The following is a 26106-nucleotide window of genomic DNA, read 5'->3' on the forward strand; positions in this document are numbered from 1 at the left end:
TCCTCAGCCATTTTCCAAGCTCACGGGCATCTCGTAGCCGTGTTGCTTCAGCAATGCATGGCGCTGCGCTGTCTTCAGGTCCTCGCGCACCATCTCGGCGCACATGTCTTGTACGGTCAACTCCGGCACCCAACCCAGTTTCTGCTTGGCTTTGGAGGGATCACCCAACAGGGTCTCCACCTCGGCCGGACGGAAGTAGCGGGGGTTGATCCGCATCACCACATCGCCGGGTTTCAGCACCGGAGCGTTGTCGCCCTCTACTGCCTTGACCGTCGCAACCTCATCAACGCCTTCGCCAGTGAATTCCAACGTCACGCCTAACTCGGCAGCGGACCATTCGATGAACTGGCGCACGGAGTATTGCAGCCCAGTCGCAATCACGAAGTCCTCGGGCGCGTCCTGTTGCAGCATCAGCCACTGCATGCGGACATAATCCTTGGCATGTCCCCAGTCCCGAAGGCTGTCGATATTGCCCATATGCAAGCAATCTTCGAGGCCCTGAGCGATGTTCGCCAGACCGCGCGTGATCTTACGGGTCACGAAGGTCTCACCCCGGCGCGGGCTTTCGTGGTTGAACAGGATGCCGTTGCAGGCATACATCCCGTAGGCCTCACGATAGTTCACCGTGATCCAGTAGGAATAGAGCTTGGCCACGGCATAGGGCGAGCGCGGGTGAAACGGTGTGGTCTCACGCTGAGGCGTTTCCTGCACCAGGCCATAAAGCTCGGACGTAGAGGCCTGATAGAAACGGCACTTCTCTTCCAACCCAAGGAACCGGATCGCTTCGAGCAAGCGCAAAGTACCAATCGCATCGACATCCGCCGTGTACTCGGGGGATTCGAAGCTGACTGCCACATGCGATTGGGCCCCGAGGTTGTAGACCTCATCAGGCTGGACCTGCTGGATAATCCGCGTCAAGTTGGACGTGTCGCTCAGATCGCCATAGTGCAGATGCAGCTTGGGATTCGGTTCGTGTGGATCCTGATAGATATGGTCGATCCGCTGCGTGTTGAACGACGAGGCACGCCGCTTGATTCCATGCACCTCATAGCCTTTTTCCAACAGGAACTCGGCCAGATACGATCCGTCTTGACCGGTAATACCGGTGATCAATGCCGTTTTGGTCATAACTGTGCCTCGTTTCCACAAATGCGCCCTTTTGAAGCCTCAAAAACAGCAAGACTGTATGGAATGCAACCCAAGGATACGGTCTGGCATTGCACCTGACCTGGTTTTCTTTAACTGTACAGGCGCATTTTGGCCGAGACAAAAAGAGGGATTTGAGCTTGCGTATTGCGATGATCGGCACCGGCTATGTGGGTTTGGTGTCAGGTGTGTGTTTTTCGGATTTCGGCCATGATGTGATCTGCGTCGACAAGTCCAAGCAGAAAATTCAGATGCTGCAAGCCGGTAAGGTTCCGATTTACGAGCCGGGGCTGGATACCCTCTTGGACAAGAATGTGGCCGCAGGGCGGCTGAGTTTTACAACCAACCTGCAAGACGCTGTAGACGGTGCGGACGCGGTTTTCATCGCCGTCGGCACACCGACGCGACGCGGGGACAATCACGCGGATCTGACCTATGTGATGGCTGCAGCCGAAGAAATCGCTAATGCATTGACCGACTATGCGGTGATCGTGACAAAATCCACCGTACCCGTCGGCACCAACCGCAAGGTGCAGCAGGTCGTCACTGCCGCAAATCCGAACGCGCAGTTCGATGTGGCCTCGAACCCGGAATTCCTGCGCGAAGGAGCTGCGATCGACGATTTCATGCGCCCTGACCGGGTTGTTGTGGGTGTGGAAAACGATCGCGCTGCTGAGGTGATGGCCGAAATCTACCGCCCGCTTTATCTGCGCGACTTCCCGATCCTGACCACCGATCTGGAAAGCGCCGAGATGATCAAATACGCCGCCAACGCCTTCCTCGCGACCAAGATCACCTTCATCAACGAGATCGCTGGCCTGTGCGAGAAGGTGGGCGCCGACGTCAAAGAGGTGTCGCGCGGAATCGGGCTGGATGGTCGGATCGGCAATAAATTCCTGCATGCGGGGCCCGGCTATGGCGGATCGTGTTTTCCGAAAGATACCGCCGCTCTGGCCCGGATCGGACAGGAACACGCACATCCGATGCAGATCACCGAGGCCGTGATCCGCGTTAATGACGCCGTGAAAAAGCGAATGGTCGACAAGATCCGCGACGCTTGCGACGATAGTTTCAACCGCAAGACCGTGACGGTGCTGGGGGTGACGTTCAAACCCAACACTGACGATATGCGCGATGCCCCGTCCCTGACCATCATTCCGGCCCTGATCGGCGGAGGAGCCAAAGTGCGCGTGGTTGACCCGCAAGGCCGTGCTGAGGGCGAGGCGCTGCTGCCCGGCGTGGATTGGTGTGACGACCCATACGCGGCAGCCAAGGATGCCAACGTCGTTGTTCTTCTGACCGAATGGAACGAGTTCCGTGCCTTGAACCTAAGCGAACTTGGCGGAGCGATGAAGACGCCGCGCATGGTGGATCTGCGCAACGTCTACTCTCAGGACAGTGTCGAAAAAGCGGGTTTTGAAACCTATGTGGGGGTCGGGCGCTAACCGCTCGTCTCAGCTCGCATAGAGCGGAACCGACGCGTCTGCCCCTTCGGCCAGCGCTTTGCTCTGATCCCGCCGGACTTGTTCATACGTTGCTAATGCATCGGATGAGAATAGTTCCGTAGGTGCTTGAACTGGCACGAAACTGCTGTGTTTGTCCGACCCTCTCGCCAGCAATGCATAGTCTCGGTCCGCCACCAATTGTTGCGCGCCCGGGCTGAGATAGCGGATGGCCAGTCCGATCCGCCGGTCCTCGGACTGGTTCGGCCCTGAACCGTGGATCGTCAGCCCGTGATGCAGCGACATCTGACCGGGCGCGAGCTCGATGTGGGTCTTGTCGGTCTCGGCAACCTCGACAGCCACCTCTTGCCCGCGGGACAACAGGTTCGTTTCCGAATATGTATCGGTATGCGGCAAGATCGGGTTTTTGTGGCTGGCGCGCACGAAATCCATACACCCGCTACTTACCGTCGCCGGGGACAGAGCGATCCAGGCCGTGACCTGATCCGGCGTTTCCCCCATGCCCCAATAGGTGAGGTCCTGATGCATACCAACCGTTTGCACGGTGTTGGCCTCCTTGATGAAAAACTCGGCCGACCAAATCATGATATCAGGGCCCAGAACGCCCTCGACCACATCCAGAACGCGAGGATCCTGAGCGATGCGCGTCGCCAATGGCATGACCAGATGCGCATTGACCCTTTTGTAGGTGTTCAAAGGCAAGGGCAGGTCCGCATCCAGCCAGTCGCTCTCAATCTGTTCCAGCTCGGTCCGGAAACCGGCGGCTTCGGCTTCGGAAAAGACGGAGAGGGGAAAGAGATAGCCATCCTCCCAATACCGGTCGGATTGTTGTTGCGTTAACGTCGTCGCCATGGGGTCACCTACTCGCTGTATGCGCAAAGGGTATCCGCGAGTGAGAACACGTCAAAACCAAACCTCTTGCCCGTCAGGATAAGTTTAGCTTAGCCTGCGCTACATGTTGCCCCGCATCCCATCCCTCAACTGGCTACGCGTGTTCGAAGCAGCCGCCCGCACGGAGAGCTTTTCCCGCGCCGCATCGCAGCTGAACATGTCGCCAGCCGCCGTCAGTCAACAGGTCAAGGCGCTTGAGACCCGGCTGGGCACGCCGCTGTTTCATCGCCATGCCCATGCTGTAACGTTGACGGAAGCGGGGCGAGCCTATCTGCCCTCAGTTCAGCAATCCCTGCTGATGCTGGAAACGGCCACCACCGGGTTGTTCGGTGAGACGCGGGAACAGAGGCTATACGTTCAGTCGGTGCTGTTATTTGCCCATGGTTTCTTGGCCAAAGGCCTTCCCGCGTTTCAGGCCACGCAACCTCAGATCAATCTTTCGCTGACCACCGGCAATGCGAATTCGGATTTCACCAATCAGTTCAGCGATCTACAGATCGTGTTTGGCAACCCTGCGCTGTTTGGCACCGAAGGAGATGAACTGTTGCGTGAGGCTCTGTTTCCCGTCGCCCCGCCCGAGATTGCCACCCAGATCCAAACTCCGCAGGACCTGCTGCAATTCACCCTGATCGAAGTATCGACCCACCGTGCCAGCTGGCTCTACTGGTTCGAAGCGCTGCGTCTGCCGACGGGGCAGGCCCGGTTCTTCTATGCCGACAACTCGATCATGGCGGCCGAGCTGGCCGCCAGCGGGCTTGGGATCGCACTGGCCCGCGCGCCCGCATCCGACCGTATCATGGAGGGCTCAGGACTGGTGCCTTGCCTACCCGACCTGCAGGTCAGCGGGCAAGAGGCCTATCACCTGATCTATCCCTCTCGTACAGATTTGCGCCGGCCGGCCCGCCTGTTTCGCGATTGGCTGCTGGACTACAGCGCTGCCGTCCAAACGCGGTAACGCCCCTGACCGGTGACTTCGCGGACCAAACCGCGGCGGGTGAAGCGGTCGATGTTGCGCTGTACTGCAGCGCGCGAGGCTTGGGTCAGTTCCTCGGCAAGAGGGGCTGAAACCATGGGCCAGGCTCGCAAAGCGTCGATCAGCAAAGGCGGCGTACGACCGCTGAGGTCGGCTGTTGCCTCCTTCGCCCGCGCCTCCCACGCGTTGATCCGGTCCAGATGCAACAAGGCTGCGAGGGCCGCCTGCCCTGCCCCGCGAATCCACGCGGACAGTTTTTCCTCCGGCGACCCAACACCACGCAGCGCGCCCGGCCCAGACAGGGCCAGCGGCATGAAAAGCGCCCCGCCCCGCCCCATCGAAGCCGCATGCCGTGCCGCAATGACAGCCGCCTCCGTATCCTGACCGGGGCCTTGAGAGACAGCCCGCCACGCATGAAAGGCAATCGCGGCTTGCGTGACGGGGTGCAGCGCCTCGACGCTGCGCATCACGTCCGACAGGTCCGCAATCGCCTCCGGCACCTCTTCTATCCCTTGCGCCATCCGGTCCAGAAAGACGGTCAGACCAGCCTCCCATCCGTCATGGGAAGGGGCCGCGCCTGATGACAGGCGGCGAACCGCCCACCCAGCCCGATACAGGGACTGCACATCATCACCAGTTGCGCCGATCCGCAGACTTGTCCAAAGCGCCAAACGCTCGACACTGATCCGGTCACCCGTCCACCAGCCCAGATCGGATACATCCATCAAGGCCAGACGGTGGGTCCACCCTTCCGGTCCCGCCCGCAATCGCTCGTCCAAAGCGCCAAAGGTTACCGCCAAATCGGCTAGCTCAGACGACAGCCCGGATTGCGCAGCTTGCCACTCTCTGGGATCGAACAATTGCCGTTGATCGGCCCGAGGGCCAGGGGTCAGGAAATCATCCTGTGGCGCGTCTTCCTCTGGCGGGAGAAACCACAGATCGTCCTCATCCTCAGGGTCACCATCATAGATGCTGCGCGGCCCGAGATCTTCGGCCTCATCATCAGGTTCGGATGTGACAGGTTTGGGCTTCATACCCGCATTCTTCGGCTATTTCCGACCGCTCACAAGGGGTTTTCCATTTGGATGACTAGCTTTCCCGACTTACATTGGAAAATTCGACCAAAAGGCCGCGCTAACACGCCTGGTCGCTGATCTAGACTTTAGGGTAGACTTATCCCTGACAGCCGCCCATCGCCCACCGGCGCAGGTTGACCTTCAAACCACCGCCGAACGGGTGCTGCTTGGCCACATTGCCTGCCGCTGGACGTTTGACATAGGTCTGAGCCTGATCGCACAGGGCCTCATGCGTCCACTGGTGGCAACTCGAACAGTTCTGATCTTTCCACAACTCATCCGGCAACCCATCAATAGGCGGGAACTGAGGTGAACCCGCGACCAGTTCCTCGATCGACTTGCCCCGGACATGGGTGTTGCCAAAAGTCAGGATGGATTTCATGGTGACCGCTGCGCCGGCGTCGATGCTGCCCGAATTCTGCGCCTCGGGCGCTTCGACATTCGGTTCTGCTTTGCGAGTCACGGTCTCGCTTTCCAACTGCAGGGCCGCCAGACGTTCGACCGCCTGATCGGCAAATGCGCCGCTGGGAAAGCTGTGCAGATAGACTTCGTAGGAATGGATCGAATCGTCCACCTGCGCCAATTCGTACATCAGACGGTCCGTCTCGGTCGCTTCCGGGGCCTCTTGCGATGGCGTTGGCGTCGGCAGAGTTCCAAAGGACTCGGCCAAAATCGTCTGCAGCAGATCATTGGCCTGCGATGCATGAATACTGTCTGGATAGGCCCGCTGAAACAGCATGATCTTCACCGGATCACGGCTGTTCACAGCTTCCTGCCACTGTTCTTCTTCGGTTTGCTCCGGTTTCGCGATCAATGTTTCATTCGCGCGTGCAAAGGCGAAATCTTGCGTCAGGGACGAGGTATCCCAAGGCGTTTGCAGCCCCCGCGTTTCACTGAGAACATCAACGCGCACTTTCTTGAACAATTGCTCGATCGCCATGCCGGGCGTGTCGATATGTTGCGCAAGGCTCAGCGTGAACGGGCTGTTGCCGGTTTCGCCATCCAACGCAACGCCGCCGGGATCGGTGGCATAGGCGAGAAAAGTGCCGGTCGGGGCTTTCATCTCGGCCAGACCGTTGTCATCCATATCTGCCAGATCCTCGAACGGGTTGTTCCGGCAGGCATCCAGAATGACAATATTCGTTTTGTTGTTGGCCGAGGCCATTTGATGCAGGACCGAACGCGCCTCAACCGCCATCAGATCCAGATCGGCCGGATCGGACAGCGAAACGTCTACGGGCAGCAAGTAGTTCGAACCGAAAGACTGCACCCCGTGACCCGCATAGTAAAACAGGCCAACGGCGGTTTCGCCGCCCTTGCGCAGGTCACGCCCGAACTGGGCAATGGCGCGCTTCATTTCGATCTGAGTGCTGTCGGACAGATGCCGCACCTCGAACCCGAGCGCGGTCAGCTTCTCCGCCATCAGCCGCGCATCGTTGATTGGATTGTCTAGGGCCGAGACCGAACCGTAGTCGGAGTTTCCAACCACCAGCGCGATTCGCGGCTCGGCCCAAGCCGAACCGGTCCAGAGCATAGCGATCATCGCAAACAGGGTTCTAAGTACGCGTTGCACCTTTGGTTCTTTGCCTTTTTCTGGTCTCATGGTCCGTGACCCCTTGGGCACCACTCAGCCCGGAAGTACTCTGATATTGTTTTTTGGCTTTCTTATGGCCGTGGCCTGAAATATCCCAATTATAGTATCAAGACTAGGAAGAGGTTCACACATGCCGCGTTTAAACTTGGTGCGAAATGCTTTTGCGATGACTGCACTGGTATTTGCAAACACGGCGTGGGGTCAAAGCGCCGATCCTTTTGAGCATGGCTGGAAATTGGACTCCGAAGCCTCGGAGCTGCAGTTTCTGTCGGTCAAGAAGAACGCGATTGCGGAAAACAGCGGCTTTGCAACCCTGACGGGCGTGATCAGCCCCGAAGGTGGCGCCGATATCCGGGTTCAGATGGACAGCGTTGATACCAAGATTGACCTGCGCAACGTGCGCATGCGGTTCCTGTTTTTTGAAACCTTCAACTTCCCCGAGGCTGTGATCACCGCCCAATTGCCGCCCGAACAACTGGTCGATCTGCACCAGACCCGGCACAAGATCATCGACCTGCCGTATAGCCTGTCCCTGCATGGGGTGAAAAAGGACAGCGTGGCGCAGGTGGCCATCACTCTGGTCGACAATGACCGGGTGGCTGTGGCCAATACGACGCCGATTGCGATTGCTCTGCCCGACTTCAACCTTGAGGAAGGACGCGGCAAGCTCGAAGAAGCAGCCGGTGTTGATATTCTGCCCTTCGGCTTCGTCAGCTTCGGGTTCGTGTTCGACCGCGCTCAACCCGGCACGCCGCCTCAGCTTGAGGTCGCCTCGGCCACGCCGGGGGCTGCTGCGCTGGAAACCAAGGGTGATCTGGATCGTGAGGCCTGTGAGGGGCGGATGGAGATCCTGTCGCGCACCGGCAATATCTACTTCAACTCGGGCAGTGCGCGGCTGACCAATGACTCGATCCCGCTGCTGAGCAATCTGCACGATATTGTCGACCGTTGCCCGGACCTGAAGATCGAGATCGGCGGGCACACGGACAGCGATGGCTCGGATGAGGCCAACCGTGTTCTCAGCGAACGTCGTGCGCAGGCGGTCAACACCTATCTGGTCGATCAGGGGATCGCGCCCGAACGTCTATTGACGGTTGGTTATGGTGAAAGCCGCCCGGTTGTGTCGAATGACACCGCAGACGGCAAGCGCCGCAATCGGCGGATTGAGTTTGTGCCGGTCAACTAGGCTCAGTTCTCAGCCAGAATGATCGGGTCGAACCCACCACTGCGCCATTGCCGCAGGGCCGAAATGAAATTCGGCCCTGGCACGCCATCGATCGTGCTGTTGTAATAGCCTGCCTTTTGCAACAGCCGTTGAACCTCCATCAGGGTGTCGCGCGACCATTGGTCTGAGGCGAGGGATAGCTGATCGAGGATCGCTCCGTTGTCCTCGGCAGCTCCGCGCAGAAGCATCCGCGCGGCCTCGAGCGGGTCACGAGGCACGCCGCGCCCTTCGTCCAGAAGGATCGCTGCTGCCAGATAGCCCTGATATTCACCATCGCGCGCTGCCTTCTGGAAGTAGCCCAATGCCTGCTCGGGTTCGCCGGCAGCACCATCTTGCGCCAGCACCCCAAGATTGAAGGTCGCCTTGGCCGACCCACCGTCAGCGGCTTGCTGCAAAAGCGCGACGGCGCGCGCGTCGTCTTTAGGAACGATCTGGCCTTCAAACAGGGTGACGGCGAGGTTGATCATGGCATCGGCGCTGCCCCCCGCCGCCGCGCGCTCATACAAGTCCAGCGCTGTGCCCATGTCCTGAGGGACGCCGGTGCCGCTTTCATGCAGTTGCGCCAAAGACACCATCGCCCGCAAATCCCCTTCGGCAGCGGCCTGTTTGTAGAGGGTCACGGCACGTTCGACATCCCCCGCCGCAATCGTCGCCCGTGCCAGCAGCGCCACATAGTGCGACAGCTCTGGCGACTGGGCCGCCGCCGCGCTGCACGCCTGAATGGCCGTCATCGCGTTTTCCTGCAATCGGCTAAATGGAACGCCCGTGATACTGGCCGTGCGGTCGCGGGGATGGGTCGCGAGCCGCTCACAAATGCCGCCCGGCGTGCTGTCCTCGGGCCGCGGGATCGAGGCGATCAGCCGCTGCGCCTTCGCGGCGTGGCTGCCATCGGGGTATTGCTCAAGGTAAAATTCCAGCAGAGGCCGCATCCGGCTGCGTTGAGCCAGTTTCCAAAGACGCTCGGCCTGTTCGTCCTGGTCTTCGACGCTCAGCGCGCGGGTCTGGGTGCCGCCCTGCCCGGCCTCATCCAGAAACGCAAAAACCTCAGTGGCATGCGCGCCCTGTGGGTAGCGGTCGATGTAGAGCTGCATCAGAGAGGCATCCTGCGCATTGGCCGCCACCTGCCACAACAATGTCTCTTCGGATGCTGTCACCGGGCTGTTGTCAAACCGGAATTGCCGCGTCAGCGAGGAATTGTCCCACGGGATCTGCCGCCCCCCAGTCGCAGCCAGCACATCCTTACGGACCGAGATCAGCAGGTCCGAGATATCCTGTCCCGGCGTGTAAATATGGCTTAGCAACGCTTCGGTGAAAAAACTGTTCCGCCCGGTGCCGTCGAAGGCCACGTTGTCGGGCTGTGTGGCGTAGGCGAAAAGGAAATCGGCGGCGCTGCCGACACGGGCCAGCCCTTCGTCAACGCTCAGCACACCATCTTCGAACGGGTTGTCACGGCAGGCGTCCAGAAACACCAGCCGGATGCCGTCGGACCGTTCCATCCGTGAGACGAACTCCTCCATCGCCACGGTCTGCTCAGGAATATCCGCGGCACTGGTAAGATTGGCATCGACCGGAACCAGATAGTTGCGCCCGTCCACCTGAAACCCGTGACCTGCGTAAAACAGCAACGAGACATCGGAATCCGCAGCCGTCGCACCATAGGATTCAGCCAGAGACAGCATCTCATCCCGAGTCAGATCGGTGCCGAGAAAAACGTCGAACCCAAGCCCCTCAAGCGCGATGGCCAGATCCGAGGCATCGTTGATCGGATTGTCGAGCGCCCCGACGGTCTGGTAATCCGAGTTCCCGATGATCAGCGCCACACGTTTGTCTGCCAGCGCCGCAACGGCGCTGAACAGGGTCAAAAGCATGGCCGCGCAAAGACGGATCAGGAACATGGGCGCAGAGCCTCCGTAGGGTTACAGACCGATGGCGCGCGACAGGCCAATCTCGGCCTGACCAACAGCCGCCACGATTGTATCTACCTGCTGGTTCTGGATGCTGACAAGCTCGGGGTCGGTTGCTCGTATCAATGTGATCGCCTTGCGGATTTCGCGCTGCGCCTGACGGATCTGACGGCGCGCTTCCTGCACGGCCTCGCGGCGGATCGTCTCCCGCTCCTCAGCGGTGGTGGCAAGTGCCAGACGACGGTTGGCATCCTCGCCCGCCGCACGAATGCCCGCACTCGCGCCGCGGATGATATCACCAACTGATTCCAGACCAGGCGGCAAACCTTGTACGATCGAATCGAGGTCCGAGGCGTATTCGTCCATCGCATCGGCAATACAGGCCAGATAGGCGCTGACATTGTTGCCCTGTTCCGCACAGGAAGAGATGACCTCGTCAAAATCCTGCGACGCATTCTCGACCGTACCAAGCGCAGCTTCTGCTTCGGTTGTCGTCGTGGTCGTAGTACCACCGCCGCCACCTCCGCCGCCAGTGATGGTCGTATCCACGGTCGGGGTGATTTCAATAGTTGGGGTCGGTGGGGTCGGAATGACCGTGTTCCCGATGATGGCCGTGCCAGGCAGCGCAGAAACGGTATAGAACACCTCCGAGATACTCAGGAGTGAGCTTGTATCCACGGTGTAGGTCGTGGTCCCGTTCTCGGTGCTGGCAAAAGTCAAAGTCTCAAAGATCGGGGACGTGTCCAGAGAGTCACCCGACGGCCCGAACCGATAGACAGAAGGGCCACCAGAAATTGTACCAGTGCCTGTCGTCGTTTCAGCCTCACCTTCCGGGATGAGAAGCGTGTCAGGTACCACAAACAGCACCGGTGAGGTCGTGTAGTGCAGTGGGTTTGACCCCCCTTCTGACTCGCTCGTCCCCGGCGCCCACGTGTTGGTAAAGTCCCACCCTTGAGCGGACGCAAGGTTAAAGAACCCAACGGTATCCTGAAGCTGCGCTGTGGTGAGTGCTGTGCCCCCGGCGCTGGTGGCCAGACCGGAGGTATCGGTGTTCCAGAAGGAACCTGAAACAGATCCAGAGTTTGAACCGACTAACCCACCAAGTGTGGGTGTATTCGGGCCTGAAAAACTGGCACCGCCCGTTGAATAGCTTCGGGCAACTGTGCCGCCATTGTTGAAGCCTACGAGGCCTCCGAGCGTCGCCGAGTCTCCGGGCGCCGAACTCTGGTTGGTGCCTGAAACACTTCCGGTTGCATAGGAATCCTGAACAAGGCCGTTGTTGTCACCCACCAGGCCACCAACGGAAAAATCACCCGCCGTAGAACCACTGACGGTTCCTGTAGCGTGAGACCGAGTGATGGTTCCGTTGTTTTCACCGACTAAACCGCCCGCGACAACCAAGTTGGCCTCGGTCGTGGCGACAGTCACACTGGCTGTCGAGAAACTGTCAATGATTGTGCCATCGTTGAAACCAACAAGACCTCCAGCCTGTTCGTCACTGCTGGAAAAGCTTCCGGATACCGAAACGCCGGAAATTGTGCCGCCGTTTGTTCCTGCCAAAATACCGCCTCCTCCAGAGGAAACGCTGGCCCCGTTGATGCGCAGGTTTTGAACGTTGCCGTCAAGATTGTTGAACAATCCGCCAAACGAACTGGTCGAAATGGTGAGGCCGTTTATCGAAAAGCCGTTGCCTTCGAGTGTGCCACCCGCAAAGTCGATTGGATCGAAAGAACTGAGTGGCGCGGCACTGATAGGATTGGCCAGGGCGTAGTTGTTGCCGTCCGTGATGCCTTGAAGGCCAAACACATCCGTCAGCAGAAATGGCGACCCGGCAGCACCCGTGCCACCGAGCGCACGGGTGAATGTTGCGCCGGACGCAATATCAAGCGTTCCCGCTAAGAAACTCGGGAGCGTGGAACTTACCTGTGACCAGGCGCCATTCGTAAGCGTAAAGGTATCGACGTTGATTGTACCACCTGCGCCGGTACCAATCGTTGTGGCGGCGTTCAGCTCCAACTCGCCGCTGGCCGCGGTGATCGCTGCGTTGATCGTGATCGAATCATTGGCAAGCAGCGTCAACCGAGAGCCGTTGCCCCACGTGATCGGATCGTCGACGGTGATCGTGCCAACCTGTGAGTCATCACCACCAAGGTCGATAGGGTCTCCATCCGGCTGCAGAGTGCCACTTCCCGCGGTCGTCAGAGTGACGTTGCCGAAACCAAGGTTTGTTTCAATCGTATCGGGCGTGACCGAACCCGGACCCGTTGCCGTGTCAGACACCGTAATATTCGTAGGGTCCAGCAACAACGTGCCATATGCACCGAACGGTGCCCGCGTATCGGTCAGGCCATCGTAATTCAGAGCCAGCTTGCCCGACACTTCAACAAAACCACCATCTCCGGCCAAGTTGCCCCCACGGGCCGAGTTGAAGCCCGAGAAAGATGTGTAGTCATCCGACCAGACGATGATCAGACCGCCATCGCCCTGATCTCCGCCATCGGCGCTGATTACCGTTGCGCCGTCGACCAGCGTGGCGCTGGCCCGTTGCAGATCGCCGCCGCCTTGCAGGTCACCACCAACGCGGATCTCTCCGCCATTTCCGGTGCCTGCACCGTCTGCGCTCAGGGCCGCTCCGGCCAATTCGATGGCTTCACCGGTAATCGTGATCGACCCACCGTTCTGGTCGCGGGCCACCGGGCGCGGAGAGGTCTCGACCAGTGTCACCCGCGCCGAGGTATCAATGCGGCCCGACACCTGCACGGCCCCGCCACTACCGCCCAGAACAACTGCTCCGGACACTCCACCGACCGAGCGCGCCTCAATCACTCCAGACATATTCACGACCCGGCGCGCCGCATCACGGGCGCTCGCGGCCTTGAGGTGAACGACACCGCCATCCGCCTCGATGCGGCCCGAATTCGTGACCAAAGCCTCCATCGCGGCGTCATCACTGTTTGAAGGAACCGCAACCTGTAGAAACCCATCACCGGACACGTCGAGCGTCACTTGCTCACCCGCGCCAAGTCCCACCTTGCCCATCGGCACCCGGATCACACCCGAGTTCGACACTTTGCCGCCGATCAAGGCTGCGTAACCGCCGGGAACAACCTGAATCGTACCCACGTTCTCGACCCCGGCCGAGGCCCCGTTGCCGTTGTAGCGATAACGGCCGTTCAGAAAGTCATCGTCCGAGATGTTCAGGGTCGAGGCCACAAACCCGCCGGTGTTCACATGGCCGTTCGGGCCGATGAAAATGCCGTTCGGGTTGACGAGATGCACCTGCCCGTTGGCGTTCAGTTGGCCGTGAATCTGACTGGTCGTATTCCCGGTGACCCGGTTCAGGATCACGCTTTGCGCACCCGGCTGATTGATATTCACGGTCGAGCCGGAGCCAATCGAAAACCCGTTCCAATTCACGATGGCCGCATTCGACCCTTGCGTGATGTTCAACTGAGTGCCGCTAGGTTGGCTGATTGCGACATCACCCGCAGCCACTGTCCCTCCGGTCGGGAGGGATTGCGCCAGCGCGGTCGTGCCCCATAGCACGGCCGAGGCCGACAGAAGAATGCGGCGTGAGACTGTCATGGCTGCGCTACCATCAGAAGCGGCGGCTGGCAGTGATGCTAAACCGGTTTCCATCTTCCCCAAGGTCATCACGTTCCCCCCTCCCATATTCCACTCGTACTGACCCGGACCGATAGGTCGAGTCCTCAATCGTAAACACATCAAAGCCCAGACCGTAGGCATATGCCCGGGTTGTGCCTTGTTCCAGAACAGTGGGTTGTTCTAAACCTAACACGCCGTAAGCCCCAAAAACATAGGGTTTGAAAAGGATTGGAAAGCCGGCCAGTTGTGTCTGTTGCGACCGGCCAAGCTCGGCCCGGGCGACCCAGCCGTCATCTCCGCGCAGGTCGCCCGCGTCGAAGGTCGATAGCTCGCTGGAGCTGGCAACACTGAACTGTTCCGACGTGACCAACGGATCGCCAAAGCTAGTTTGAATTCGGCCATTCAAGCTCACGGACCAATTGGCGTTCAACGGGCGCTGGTACTGCGCCGACAGCACAAGCTTGGTGAATTGCGCACTGGCGCCTTGCCGCGACAAGGGCGTATCCCCCGCCCCGACAGAGGTGCTGGCACCGAATGCATCCAGCCCGCGCGACAGAACAGCCCCGGCAGAAAGAAACGAGCCGTTGTCATAGGTCCAGCTTGCATCCAGCGTTGCCCGCAAGACGCTGAGGTCATCGTCATAAACCGGCAGCGACCCTGAGGTGGCAATCAGATCCTGCGAGTCGCTGATCCGGTCCAGGATCAGTTGCGACGACAGATTGTGACGCCGTGTGCGCACCCAAGGATAGTAGAGACGCAGGGAAAAGCGTTCGAATTTACTTGTATTTGGTACCAGCTCGGCATCCGGTTGCGCCTCACTCAGCGTGTATTCGGCGTTGAACGTCATCCCATCGTAACCGATCGGAAAAACCGTCCCTGCCGCCGCAATCCGGTATTGCGCCTCGCTTGAGAAGAACCGTTTGGGCGAACCGCCGACGCGGAAATAGAAGGTCTCTCCCATCTCCAGCGCGCCGTTGACCTCAAGGCCGAGGTTCAGGTTGCCCGGGCCAAGCTCATCCGACAGTGTATTGTCAAAGCCGTAAGAGCCGGTGATCTCTTTGAACTCACCATCCAGCGTCAGAATGGTACCGCCCCGCGCATCGCCCGCCGACAGGGTCGAGGCCAGTCGCACGCCAAACGTATCCCCAGCCAGCAATAGCGCACGTTCGATCTGTTGCAGTTTGATGCCCCGTTTGCCGATCAGAGGTTTGGTGATCATCACCACCCGCTCACGCGCCTGCTGAGGCACTTTCTCGGCATCAATGCGTTCGATGAACCCATCGATCACGACGATGCGTAACGTGCCCCCATCTCGCAGGGTCTGCTGAGGTAGGACCACTCGGCTAAGCACAAAACCAGCGTTGGTATAGGCGCTTTCCAATCGGTTGGTAGCGGCAAAAATCTCGGACACGGCTACGCGCTTGCCGGTCAGTCGCTCAATGAAAGCCGCATTTGCCGCCTCCATCTGAGGCAGACCATCTTCGATCCGCACCTGACCAACGGTCACAAACAGCCTGTCTGCGCCTTCGGGCACCGGCGCGCCCGGATCGCGCGCTACGGTTACCGAGCCAGTACTGCGCTGGTTCTGAGGCTGAAAGGTGGACGGGGCAAGGTTCGACGCGCTTTGCGCCAGCGCCGCCACGGAGAACACAATCGACGCGATCACTACGCAGTAAGCCAAAACCAGGAAACGACAGATCCGCGTCATATCAGAAAACACCCTCCACGCGTACCGGCCCGAACCAATGGGCCAGCAACGTATCAAGGAAATCCCATCGATGGGACCGTGGCAAGGTCGTTCTCAACATTCCGTAGCCCCCTTTGGAATAGATAACACTTTATTTACTTTGCACCCTATTGCGTCTGTGACGGACTTCACAAAGCGCAAGAAAGGCGCGGTCAGAGCATCCCGGCCTCGAGCCACTCTTCGATCTTGTTGCGACTAACCTCGAAATGCATCGAGTCCTCACGGCCCCAGGCAGCACCCCAGACCCAGCCTTCCTCGCGGAAGAAATCGGCAAGGATCGTCAGACCCAACTGAGTTTTTCCGTCGCCGAGTGTATCCAGAACACCGTCGATATTTAGGTCAACCGCGAGACCGTAAGCATGGGCCGAAGCCGAAGACGTCGCCCCGCGAATACGGCGCACACACAACGACCCGGCCGTATTGATACGCGCATAAAGGTCGGGGTCGGTGCGTTGAATGTTCTCAAATACAGCCCGCAGTGAATCAACCGCAGGTTTCAACATCCGCACCCGAACCGGCCCGACCTCTTCCAACACCAGAAGCTCCTCAAGCCGCGGGTTGGTCATCGACTGGCATTCATCCGTCAAATCCTCGCGCGGTAGGCCGAATGTTTCGCGCAAGAAAGACGACCCGGCCAAGTCCAGCTCCCGGTTCACCTTGTTGCGATTGGCGATCAGGACGACCTGCGCATAAGCGTCAATGATCTCATTGGGCGACGAGCGGTCAAACCCATAGTCATCCGCCGCCGAATTGTCTTGCGGGACGACCCCGGCACCATTCTGGGTGCGCGACACCTCAAGCGAAAGGCGTTCAACCTGTTCGCGCATATCGTCGAGCTGCTGGCTGAGCATCTCAATCTCGATCCGGGCCCCCGAGTCGATGGCGGGACCTTCGAAATTCTCGTCAAGTGGAACGACCAAAGGAAAGACGTACCAGATGATCGGAGCCAATATGATGGCCACTCCCAGAATGATCGCCGGAACGATGCGCATTTGCCTGATGTTTCCTGTATTCTGCCACCTTATAAGATGAACTTAAAAGGCTGGGCGCATGATGTCACGCTATTGACCTAAAAATGTCCAGCGCTTGTGTGACATTCTTCATTGTCGGTCGTCTGGTGGGGGGCTAATCTTCCCCTCAAACACGGAAAGGTTAGGGTTATGTCCGCATTTGCATCATGGAAGTTCATCGGGGCCTCGGCATTTGCCGTCCTGTGTACCGCTCAGTTTGCTCTGGCACAGTCAGGCGAGTTGACGGCAGACGAAATCACCGACGCGTTCAACAAGCAAAAGACGCGTGGTCTAGTCATCGTGCCGTCGAATTCCGGCGAAACGGCTGAGACCGAAGCTGAAACCACCGTCGCCGCCGCACCGACGGAATACCAGCCGGTCGCAAGCGAGGATCAAGTCAATATCCAGATCCGTTTCGATTTCGCCTCTGCCGCGCTGCGTGAGGATGAAAAGCCAAAGCTTTCGTCGCTGTGTCAGGCCATGAAGAACGTGGATGTGAACGTTTTCCAGATCATCGGCCATACCGACAGTGCAGGCTCCGCCGAATACAACCAGAACCTGTCGCTGCTGCGCGCCAAAGAGGTCAAGCGCTTTCTAGTCGGCGATTGTGGTATCTCAGAGCAGCGGCTTGAGGTACTGGGCGTGGGCGAAGCTGAACCTCTGAACAAGGACAATCCGCGCGCCGACGAAAACCGTCGCGTTGAATTCCAGGCCCTCGGCTGATTACACCACCACTCTAACTAAACCGAGGACAGCATGACGGACTCCCGCGCAGGCGACCTGTTTCAGCCGGGCGATCTGGTGAACAATACCTATCGGATCGAAGCGATACTTGGGCGGGGCGGTACTTCTGACGTCTATCGAGCCCGCTCCGAGATTTCGGGGCGGCTTGCCGCTTTGAAGGTTCTGAAAGCGGAGTTTTCCAGCAATGATGACTATCTGGTCCTGCTGACCCGCGAGGAAGAAATCCGTGACATCCGCCACGACGCGGTTGTCCGTTATTCAGAAAACAACCGAACCGCAGACGGGCATGTCTATCTGGTGATGGACTATGTCGATGGACCGGGCCTCGACCAGAAGCTTAAAACCGGCCCCATGTCGGCAGGCGATGTGCTGACCGTTTGTAAACGGGTGTGCGAGGGGCTTGAGGCCGCCCATGCCCGCAACATCGTCCACCGCGATCTAAGCCCCGACAATATCATTCTGCGCGATGGCGACCCGGCACAGGCCGTGATCATTGATTTCGGCATCGCAAAGGACACCAACCCCGGGGCCGAAACCATTGTGGGCGGTGAGTTCGCCGGGAAATACGCCTATGCCGCGCCCGAGCAGCTTTCCGGAAAAACCGACCAGCGCACCGACATCTATTCTCTGGGCGCCTTGCTGCTGGCCAATTTCCGGGGGCAAAAAGCCGATGCCGGGCGCAACCTGCTTGAAGTCGTCGAAAACAAGAAAGAGCCGCTGAACACTAAGGACGTACCGGAACCGCTGAAGTCGATCCTCGACAAAATGACGGCTCCGAACCCGGATGATCGGTACCAAAGCGCTGGCGATGTCCTTCGCGCCCTGGCGGCTGCCCGGAACGGATCGGCTGCCCCTCAAGACGATCTAGACGATGCGACCGTAGTCGCCCCGCGCGCGGCCCCTGCTGCCACGCCATCTGTCGCCCCGGTTACGCAGCCGGACCCGAAACCCAAGGCAACTCCTGCCAAAGCTGAGCCTGCCAAATCCTCGCGTGGAGGCGTGGTGGCTGCAGTCGGCGTGCTTGCGGTCGTTGGCATTGGCGCAGGCGGCTATTTCGGCGGACTGTTCGACAGTTTCCTTGCACCGCAATACCCGACCGTATCGCCCTATACTCTGGTGGCTGATAAACGACCCGGTCAGGCCCCTCGTGCCGTAGGCTTTGTTCCGTCCGAGACCGTGCGGGACGCCATGACCGGCGAGATCACATCCGAAGGGGGCGATGTTGATCTTACATTGGCCTCAGGTGACATTTCCGACACTTGGGGGACAGCGGTGACCGGCGTCATCGACGCCGCCATGGATCTGGACGAGTGGCGTTTCGTGGTCGAAGGCAATGAGGCTCGGCTGACCGGACAAACCACCGATCAGGCACTACATGCCGAGCTTGAGCAGCTCTACTCCGCCGGTCTGCCCGCCGGATTGCAAGGCACTGCAGATATCGAGCTGGAATCACTGTTCCTGTCCGCAGATGAGGTCCGACCCATCCTGTCCGGTCTCGCCGATTGCGGCGCGTTGAAACTGATCGACGCACCCAGCACGGGCTACGGCCCCGAAACACCGATCAAGGTTGGCGGAACGCTGGCCTCAAGGGACAGTTTGGTCGGGTTGGACACCGCGCTGACAGCCCTCGCTGGTTCCCGCCCTATCGATCTTGAGCAAGTCACGCTGCTGAACCCGACGCTGTGTCTGATCGAGAACTTCCTTCCCTCGGCACCCACCAGCGATATCTCGATTGCGTTCTTCAACGGAGAGCAAGGCAACGCGCCGAATCCGACCGGAGACTTCATTGTCGGGCAAAACCCGGTCATTGATGTCGACCTGCCCGACGATGTTCAGGATGGGTATCTGTCCGTCTCGGTCTTGGATGTGTCCGGCAATGTGTTCCACCTGCTGCCCAACGTCACCCGCCAAGACAACGATATCGCCTCTCTGCGCGACGGAGAGTCCGGGCCGATTTCCGTCCGTGTGGCCTATTCGATTGATGAAAGCCAAGACAACGGCGGCATCGCCTTTCAGGTCGATGACACCGCGCTGGGGAAAAGCAAGGTGATCGTTCTGCATACCGACAATCAACTGTTCAGCACCATACGCCCAACGGCAGAATCCGCTGCAGGTTATGCCGAGGCCTTGCGCGAGCAGGACCGCAATGTTGAAACGCAAATTCTATCTCTGGACAGCCGCATTCTGACAACGCTGGAGCAATAGGCTCCGGCGGCGTTCCTGCGTCAAAATGTGAAGTTAAAGGATGTCGACGACAATCACGGTAATGTTGTCGGCCCCGCCTCCATCCAGCGCGACCTGTATCAACTGATCCGAGACGGTCTCAATCGGCATATCCGACAGTGCTTTTTCCAGCATCGGGAAGGTCGCGTATTTACTAAGGCCGTCTGAGCAGATCAGAAAACGATCGCCGGGCTGAACTTCGCCACGGACCTTGTCCAGTTCAAGAACATCCCCAACGCCCACGGCCCGTGTGATCGCGTTGGACTGAGGGTGCTGCTCTGCCTCATCCCAGCTCATCTGACCGGCCAGAACCAGATCCGCCACGACCGAGTGATCGGTACTAAGCATCTGGATCTTGCCCTCACGCAGCAGATAAATACGGCTGTCCCCAGCCCAAAGCCCGACAAAGTGCCCATTGGCCAGCATCATGCACGCAACCGTCGTACCAATCGTGCCGCCACCTCGGGCATCTGCCTCTTGTCGGATCACGGCATGCGCGCGCTGGATTGCGTCCCGCAATGCGGTCAACCTATCTGCTGGGGCCAAACCGGGCGGGATTGCGGCAACCATATCCGCGACCAATCGGCTGGCATAGTCACCCGCGTCATGCCCGCCCATACCGTCAGCCACCAGCCAGAGGCTTTCTTCGGGCAGCGCCAACACCGCGTCTTCGTTGACCTTACGCCTGAGGCCTACATGGCTGCGTGCGCTGTACCGAACGCGGTGACTTGAATTCATATTGGTCGTGCCTCGGTCCACAATGCGGCGTGTAGGTTGAACAAGCCTTGCATGTTTGCCCCATCCGGTAAACCTTCGCAGATCATCATTCGGGGGACGCCGCCGATTTCGGTGCTCCAAACGCTTGGGGTGCGATATCTTTGCGACATCAACCCCGCCGCCAGATCGGGTAAAAGGCTGTCGGAGACTTCCCCGCGGGTCAAAACCATCGTGTTCCCATGGGCGCGCACAGGCGCCGTCGGTTGCTGCGTTGGAGCTGGCAAAGCGGCCAGACCTTCGGCCAGCTTGTCGCGCGTCATGTCATCTTCGAGCGCGGCAAGCGCCAGATCTTCAAGCTGCCGGTAGACCTCAGCCGCCCGGAAATGCGCCAACGCAGCAGACCCTTCGTTCGAGACCTCGGCAATCAAGGTCAAAGGAAACCGCCGTCCGACCCGATCCACCGAAGGCATAAGAACCCCCAGCATTTTCTGCGGCCCGGCCAGCCCCGGCGACAGGCAAAACCGCCAGATCGGAGCAGACATGTAGTGAGAATCCCACGCCTCAGCCAAGGTTTCCGACGCGGCCAACATGCTGCGCTGTATCCACTCATCCCACGGCTGCACAAACGCCTGTGACACCCCGAGGCGGAAGAAATCTCCGACCGAGGGTATCTTGCCGAATGCACCAAACCCGCCTGTTTGCATCAGAACGACTTGGGGCAGCTGAATTTCTGCAGCGCTGGCAGGGCGAAGGGGTTGATGACCGACCCTGACTGCAACTGGAAGATTGCGATGCGACCACCGACATTGAAGATCACCTTCTTGCGGTCAGACACATTGGTGCGCCTTACCTCGGCCGCGTCGAGCAGGCGGAACCAGGCCCAGGGGCCGTCCTTGGACAGAACGCTTTCGATATTGCGCTTTTCCGGCTCAAAGCTGACGCGCGCCAGCCCAACCGAGCCCGGCCATGTCACAGCGAGGGGTGAGGGCAGCCCACCGCGATGTTTGAACTCCAGCACTTGGCCATCAATCTCAAGCTTGACGCCTTTGGCCTTTGGGTCCAGTGCCTCGGGCATGATCTGGAATTGTATTTGCGGCTGCGGGCCCGCCGCAAAGAACGCCTCCTTGATCTCGGCGGCATTTTGAAACTGGGTCAGAACCGCCTGACTGATGCCCAGATCGGTCGCATTGACCCCGGACTTCCACGACCATGGCCGCGTGCGCATATCCACATGTTTGGCGAGGTTTTCGTTGAAGAACGAGTCGATCAGACCTTGCGGGCCGAACAACTTGCCAAAGTCACCCATCGCGACATCCGCGCCCGAGCGGCGGTTGAACGGATAGCGATCCCCGACAACCTGCTCGCAGAACGGCAGAACAGTCGATTGCCACCGCGCGTTGATGGACGAACGGGTACTATCCGAAGTAATCCCGGACGAGCCATCGATGATCTGCAGGGCCCAGCGTTCCATCGGGCCGGGAATACGGGCGGCCTCTTGCTGGAACTGCTGCAGAGCCTGCCCGGTTTCGCCACCCGAGACTCCGCTGAACGACATTTTGTTCAGCTCCTGATACACGCTCGTAAGCGACCCCATCAGCATGTCCAACTGAGAAGGCTGCCCCTCTTGCCGTTCAACCAGCTGATGCAGCCAATCGAAGCGATCCTCGACATATTGCCCCGGTGCCTGCACAGGCTCACCGGCATTGACGCCGCTGGTTTTGGCCAAGGCTTCCAACAGGATCTGTGTCTGCGCTGAGGTCGCGGATTGCAGCTCAATCGCGGCGGCACCGGAAACGCCTTCGCTGATCGCATCGTTGCCCGAGAGAATTGACCGGTTTTCGGTCAGTTTCGTCTCATCCGAGATCGAATTCAGGACATTCACGATAGGCGAGGTCGGGCCTGACAGCACATTAGTGACCTCAACTGCGTGGCTGAGGCTTTCCATCGGTACGATGTCGATATCGCCCAGCATGGCGTCATAGCGCGCGATGTAGTCGTTGTAGTAGAGGTCCAGAACATCACGGCTGAGGGCGGCAAGAGCCTGCTCGGTCTGTTCAGCCTCACCTCGGGGTCCCAGAACCCAGCTTTCCTTCTGCACGCGTTTGGCGACACCGATCGCCTCTCCAAGGAAGACGTTATTGAAGCCATTATAGGTAAAAATGCCCTCAATCCCGTCGTTCAAAGGTTTCCCAGAGGACCGCACCAGAACGCGACCAACAGCGGGGCCACCCACTTCGGTGATCCGCCACTCCGGCAGCGCTGTGGCCGCGGGGCTGGAAACGATGCCGTTATAGACACGCTGCGCCAGCGGGAGTTCCGACAGAATACCCTGAATCTGATCGACCATTGGACCATTCAGGGCGATCTCTTGCATCGGTTGGCTCAGCATGGCGTCGAGGTGATCGTTCAGATCCGCACGGAATTCCTCACGCGATGGGCCGGGGAAGGACACGCTCCAGTCAATGTTCATCCATTCCTTGACCAAATCCTGGTTCATCGGCCCCTGCAGACCCAGCATCAGATAGACCTTCAGCGCCTCATAGAGCACATCAGGGTTGTTGATGTTGGCGCTCATCTGCTCTTCCAGACGCAGCAGAAGGCGCGGCAACAGGCGCTGGTTCAACGCAGCACGGTAGGTTTGCGCCGCCTGTGTGCCGATCACGTCGCCCTGATAGAGGCCGTAGGTCAAACGTGTTTCAGGCTCAGGATCCGATAGAGTCGGGTTTGCTGGCAGGTCGCGCAACGTGTTCAGAGCTTGCACAACCGGAACCAGATCGGTGTCGCCAACGGGGCTGGGCGGCAAGGTGGCGGCGGCGGCCTGATAGGTCGAGACACCCTCCTGCGCCTCGGCGATCAGGTCGGTATTGCCCATGAAGCTGCGCACCAGCAAAGCCCCGACCGTGACGGCGGCAATGACAGTCGCGGCAATCGAGGCCCATTTGGTGATCTTGTAGCGCTTTTCGACCTTGTCATCGGCGCTGACCAGCCCGGCTTCGCGGAAGATCACCTGATCGAACAGGCGCGTCAGAAAATAGGAGCGACCAGATCCCTGCCCCGAGCCGATGGCCTGACGGCCAATCCCAAAGGTCCGCGCCATGCCCAGCATCAGACGGTCAATCGGCGTGCCTTCTTGCGTGCCAGACGTGAAATAGACCCCGCGCAGCATGTGGCGATGCTGATAGCGGCTGTCCTGAAACACCTCGGTCAGAAACTCATGCGCCACCTTGCGCACCGAGGCGACCTGCATCGGGAACCCGGCAATCAGAGCCCGGCGCTGCGGGTCTGTCTCGGTCTGCATCCGCTCCAACGACTGCGAGTTCAGACGGCCCAGAAGCAGGGCAAATTCCTCATCAAAAGCCGCGACCGGAGATTGCTCGCTACGCGACTTGTCCAATGGCAGAGTAAAGCCCCAGACTTGCTCGCGGTCTTCTTTGCCCAGATTGTCGTGGAATTCGGCAAAACCTGCGATCAGGTCAGCCTTGGTGAACAGAATATAAACCGGGAATCGCACGCCCAATTTTTCGCGCAACTCTTCCAGCCTGCGACGGACGGCCTTTGCGTGTTCCTTTTGCGTGACCTCGTCCTGCAAGGACAGGTCAGACAGCGAAATCGCAATCATCGCGCCATTGATCGGCTGCCGCTTACGGTATTTCTTGAGCAGGTTTAGGAACCCGATCCAAGCCGCATTGTCGACCTCGGCATCGCTTTCCTGCGTCGTGTAACGCCCGGCCGTGTCGATCAGAACGGCGTTCTCGGTAAACCACCAGTCACAGTTCCGCGTACCTCCGACGCCACCAATCGCAGTCTTGCCTAGCTCATCAGCCAGCGGGAAGTTCAGGCCCGAGTTCACAATCGCTGTCGTTTTGCCAGCACCCGGAGGGCCGATCATGACGTACCACGGCAGCTCATTCAGATGGCGCCGACCGTTCTTTGATTTGCGCAAAGCCGCCATCGCGGTTTTTAGTTTGCCGCGAAGCTCGGAAATCTCGCTGTCGATCATGTCGCCGCCATCGGCGACGGATTCAGTGATCTCTTCGGTCAGTTTCTTTTCGCGACGTCGGCGCAGCAGGAAAATGGTCAGACCTATCAGGAAGAAGACCAGATAGATTACCCCGCACCAGATCAGGCGGGTTCCGACCCCGTCCAGCGGCCGCCACTCATCCGAGCCTATCCACGGGCCGAAATAGTACAGACACCCGGCCAGAACCGTCGCCGTGAAGAACAGCACGGTGTAGATCGACATGAAAACATATCTTAGAACGCGGCGGATCATCAGTTCTCCTCCTGAACCAGCAGGACTTCGATCCGGCGGTTCGTGGCCCGCCCTTCGCGGGTCGAGTTGTCGGCAATCGGTTCGCTATCGGCGCGGCCTTCGGCGCTTAGGCGGTCGGGATCGGAAATCTCACCCGCCATCTGGTTCATCACCGATTTGGCCCGTGCCAGAGACAGAGCGAGGTTGGACGGAAAGCGCGATGAGCGGATCGGCACATTGTCTGAGTGCCCAGTCACGATGACCCCTCCGGGTTCGCCGTCCAACGCAACGGCCACGCGGCGCACCGGCTCCTTGAATTTATCCTGCAGGTGATCCGAACCCGACCCGAACATGCCCGATCCCTTGATCCGGATAATCAGCGTGTTGCCCTTCTCAAAGACCTCAACCAGCCCTTCGTCGATCTCGGGCTGGAGGAAAGCAACGACCTTTTCGACCTGCGGTTGGGCTTGCGGCGGTGGCGGAGGAGGCGGCGGCGCGCGGCGCTGCAGCTCTGTCACCCGGCCAGCATCAATCACCGACATTTGTCCCACAAGGTTTTCCGTCTTGTTGGACAGCAGATAAGACAACCCGCCAAATTCGACCAGCAGCAGCAGCGCGGTCACGCCAACAGCGATCCAGACCGGCTTCCACAGGCTGAGGGCGCGGTAGGGTTTATCCACCCCTTCCCAATGCGGGGCGAGGTCCCGTTCCACGTCACCTCGTTGAGCGCGAATGATCCGCGCCAGGCCCTGACGGATCTGCATATGCTTGTCAGCGCCGCCCTGTTCGACGCGCAAGCGCCCCTCAAACCCAAGCGAGAGGCACATGTAGACGAATTCCAGCAGCTCAATATTGTTGGCCGGGTCCTGTTCGAGACGTGCCAGCAGGTCATAGAAGCGATCACCGCCGACGGTCTCTCGGTGGAAGGTGCCCACCAGCGACTGGGTCGCCCAACTGGATTGGCCACCCCACGGTGTATTCAAAACAACATCGTCCAAAGTCGCGCACAGTGCATATCGTGCGATCTTGACGGTCTGCGCCACTATGCCCGCCTGCAAAGCGGCATTTTCAAACGCGCGCACCTCGGCCACAACGCTTTGGCGCAGCTTGTCCGGATCCATATGCTGCGCGCGATTGCGAATGCGGCTGATCAACGAGAACAGCGACGCGGCGCAGGCATTCAGCCGGTTCATACCGGTGGTCGCGACCTCTTCCCCGCCCGACGCAGGCCGGGATTGGGGTGTCTGGGATTGAGGCACCCCGTATCCAGCGCCGCCCGGCGCAGGTTGCGCCATGGGCTCGGCGTGTGGCGCCTGCATCGGATCGGTATATCCGGCCGGTTGCTGCGGAGTCGGCTGTTGCGGCATTCCACCCGCCTGACGTCGCCCACCGGGATTGGGGCGAATGACCGTCTTGTCGGTGTCGTCCGGTTCGGCAAATGGATCTTTGTCGGACATTCTTTGACCTGTTCCCCTAAGGCTTCCGCGTCACGAGTGTGACCCACATATCAAGCCCTATCAAATTGTTTTGGCGCC

The 26106-nt window shown here is 59.4% G+C and carries 17 protein-coding genes; 5 read left to right on the top strand and 12 right to left on the bottom strand.

The genetic code is table 11. The features are described from left to right. Positions 1-3: 3 nt before the first annotated feature. Entirely contained in the window at positions 4-1128 is a 1125-nt protein-coding gene (gmd, locus tag ACR0JF_RS08405; protein WP_170659081.1) for a GDP-mannose 4,6-dehydratase, read from the bottom strand. 158 nt (positions 1129-1286) lie between these two features. Between gmd and ACR0JF_RS08410 the strand changes: the two genes are divergently transcribed. Beyond that, on the top strand, positions 1287-2591 hold the full coding sequence (locus tag ACR0JF_RS08410) for a UDP-glucose dehydrogenase family protein (RefSeq protein WP_170659423.1): 1305 nt from the start codon (positions 1287-1289) through the stop codon (positions 2589-2591). A 9-nt stretch (positions 2592-2600) separates the two neighbouring features. Here the strand turns inward: ACR0JF_RS08410 and ACR0JF_RS08415 are convergent, their stop codons facing one another. Further along, positions 2601-3461, bottom strand: a complete 861-nt coding sequence (locus ACR0JF_RS08415; protein WP_170659080.1) for a phytanoyl-CoA dioxygenase family protein — start codon at positions 3459-3461, stop codon at positions 2601-2603. A 103-nt stretch (positions 3462-3564) separates the two neighbouring features. On the opposite strand from ACR0JF_RS08415, the gene ACR0JF_RS08420 reads away from it, so the two are divergent. Next, positions 3565-4455, top strand: coding sequence for a LysR family transcriptional regulator (locus ACR0JF_RS08420; RefSeq protein WP_170747461.1), 891 nt, complete (start codon positions 3565-3567; stop codon positions 4453-4455). On the opposite strand, the gene ACR0JF_RS08425 is transcribed toward ACR0JF_RS08420, so the two are convergent. Together ACR0JF_RS08425 and ACR0JF_RS08430 are read right to left on the bottom strand one after the other, a co-directional pair. After that, positions 4428-5507 (bottom strand): helix-turn-helix domain-containing protein, encoded by a 1080-nt coding sequence (locus tag ACR0JF_RS08425; RefSeq protein WP_170659078.1) that lies wholly within the window; start codon positions 5505-5507, stop codon positions 4428-4430. The genes ACR0JF_RS08420 and ACR0JF_RS08425 overlap by 28 nt on opposite strands. Before the next feature lie 139 nt (positions 5508-5646). Further along, complete coding sequence (locus ACR0JF_RS08430) at positions 5647-7152, bottom strand: caspase family protein (protein WP_170659077.1); 1506 nt, start codon at positions 7150-7152, stop codon at positions 5647-5649. Positions 7153-7273: 121 nt separating this feature from the next. Here ACR0JF_RS08430 and ACR0JF_RS08435 point away from each other — a divergent pair, with 121 nt between their 5' ends. Then, on the top strand, positions 7274-8329 hold the full coding sequence (locus tag ACR0JF_RS08435; protein ID WP_170659076.1) for an OmpA family protein: 1056 nt from the start codon (positions 7274-7276) through the stop codon (positions 8327-8329). A gap of 2 nt (positions 8330-8331) precedes the next feature. Here ACR0JF_RS08435 and ACR0JF_RS08440 read toward each other — a convergent pair whose 3' ends face one another. The 4 genes from ACR0JF_RS08440 to ACR0JF_RS08455 all read right to left on the bottom strand — a co-directional run bounded on the left by ACR0JF_RS08440 (position 8332) and on the right by ACR0JF_RS08455 (position 16617). Beyond that, a complete protein-coding gene (locus tag ACR0JF_RS08440) occupies positions 8332-10263 on the bottom strand; it encodes a caspase family protein (RefSeq protein ID WP_170659075.1) in 1932 nt (643 codons plus the stop codon). Between the two features lie 21 nt (positions 10264-10284). Then, positions 10285-13926 (bottom strand): two-partner secretion domain-containing protein, encoded by a 3642-nt coding sequence (locus ACR0JF_RS08445; RefSeq protein ID WP_170659074.1) that lies wholly within the window; start codon positions 13924-13926, stop codon positions 10285-10287. Continuing rightward, entirely contained in the window at positions 13871-15586 is a 1716-nt protein-coding gene (locus ACR0JF_RS08450; RefSeq protein WP_170659073.1) for a ShlB/FhaC/HecB family hemolysin secretion/activation protein, read from the bottom strand. Before ACR0JF_RS08450 ends, ACR0JF_RS08445 begins: the two co-directional genes overlap by 56 nt. A gap of 191 nt (positions 15587-15777) precedes the next feature. Continuing rightward, complete coding sequence (locus ACR0JF_RS08455; protein WP_170659072.1) at positions 15778-16617, bottom strand: M15 family metallopeptidase; 840 nt, start codon at positions 16615-16617, stop codon at positions 15778-15780. 168 nt (positions 16618-16785) lie between these two features. On the opposite strand from ACR0JF_RS08455, the gene ACR0JF_RS08460 reads away from it, so the two are divergent. Then, complete coding sequence (locus ACR0JF_RS08460; RefSeq protein ID WP_170659071.1) at positions 16786-17358, top strand: OmpA family protein; 573 nt, start codon at positions 16786-16788, stop codon at positions 17356-17358. Positions 17359-17391: 33 nt separating this feature from the next. Further along, entirely contained in the window at positions 17392-19584 is a 2193-nt protein-coding gene (locus ACR0JF_RS08465; protein WP_170659070.1) for a serine/threonine-protein kinase, read from the top strand. A gap of 33 nt (positions 19585-19617) precedes the next feature. On the opposite strand, the gene ACR0JF_RS08470 is transcribed toward ACR0JF_RS08465, so the two are convergent. From ACR0JF_RS08470 to icmH, 4 genes are read right to left on the bottom strand one after another with little or no spacing between them, the layout of a single operon-like run. Then, on the bottom strand, positions 19618-20340 hold the full coding sequence (locus ACR0JF_RS08470) for a protein phosphatase 2C domain-containing protein (protein ID WP_170659069.1): 723 nt from the start codon (positions 20338-20340) through the stop codon (positions 19618-19620). Continuing rightward, on the bottom strand, positions 20337-21023 hold the full coding sequence (tagF, locus tag ACR0JF_RS08475; RefSeq protein WP_170659068.1) for a type VI secretion system-associated protein TagF: 687 nt from the start codon (positions 21021-21023) through the stop codon (positions 20337-20339). The genes ACR0JF_RS08470 and tagF overlap by 4 nt, the downstream gene beginning before the upstream one ends. After that, on the bottom strand, positions 21023-24592 hold the full coding sequence (gene tssM, locus ACR0JF_RS08480; RefSeq protein ID WP_170659067.1) for a type VI secretion system membrane subunit TssM: 3570 nt from the start codon (positions 24590-24592) through the stop codon (positions 21023-21025). Before tssM ends, tagF begins: the two co-directional genes overlap by 1 nt. Continuing rightward, on the bottom strand, positions 24592-26028 hold the full coding sequence (icmH, locus tag ACR0JF_RS08485) for a type IVB secretion system protein IcmH/DotU (RefSeq protein ID WP_170659066.1): 1437 nt from the start codon (positions 26026-26028) through the stop codon (positions 24592-24594). The genes tssM and icmH overlap by 1 nt, the downstream gene beginning before the upstream one ends. Positions 26029-26106: the final 78 nt, after the last annotated feature.

It is taken from the genome of Ruegeria sp. BG11 (assembly GCF_056538565.1).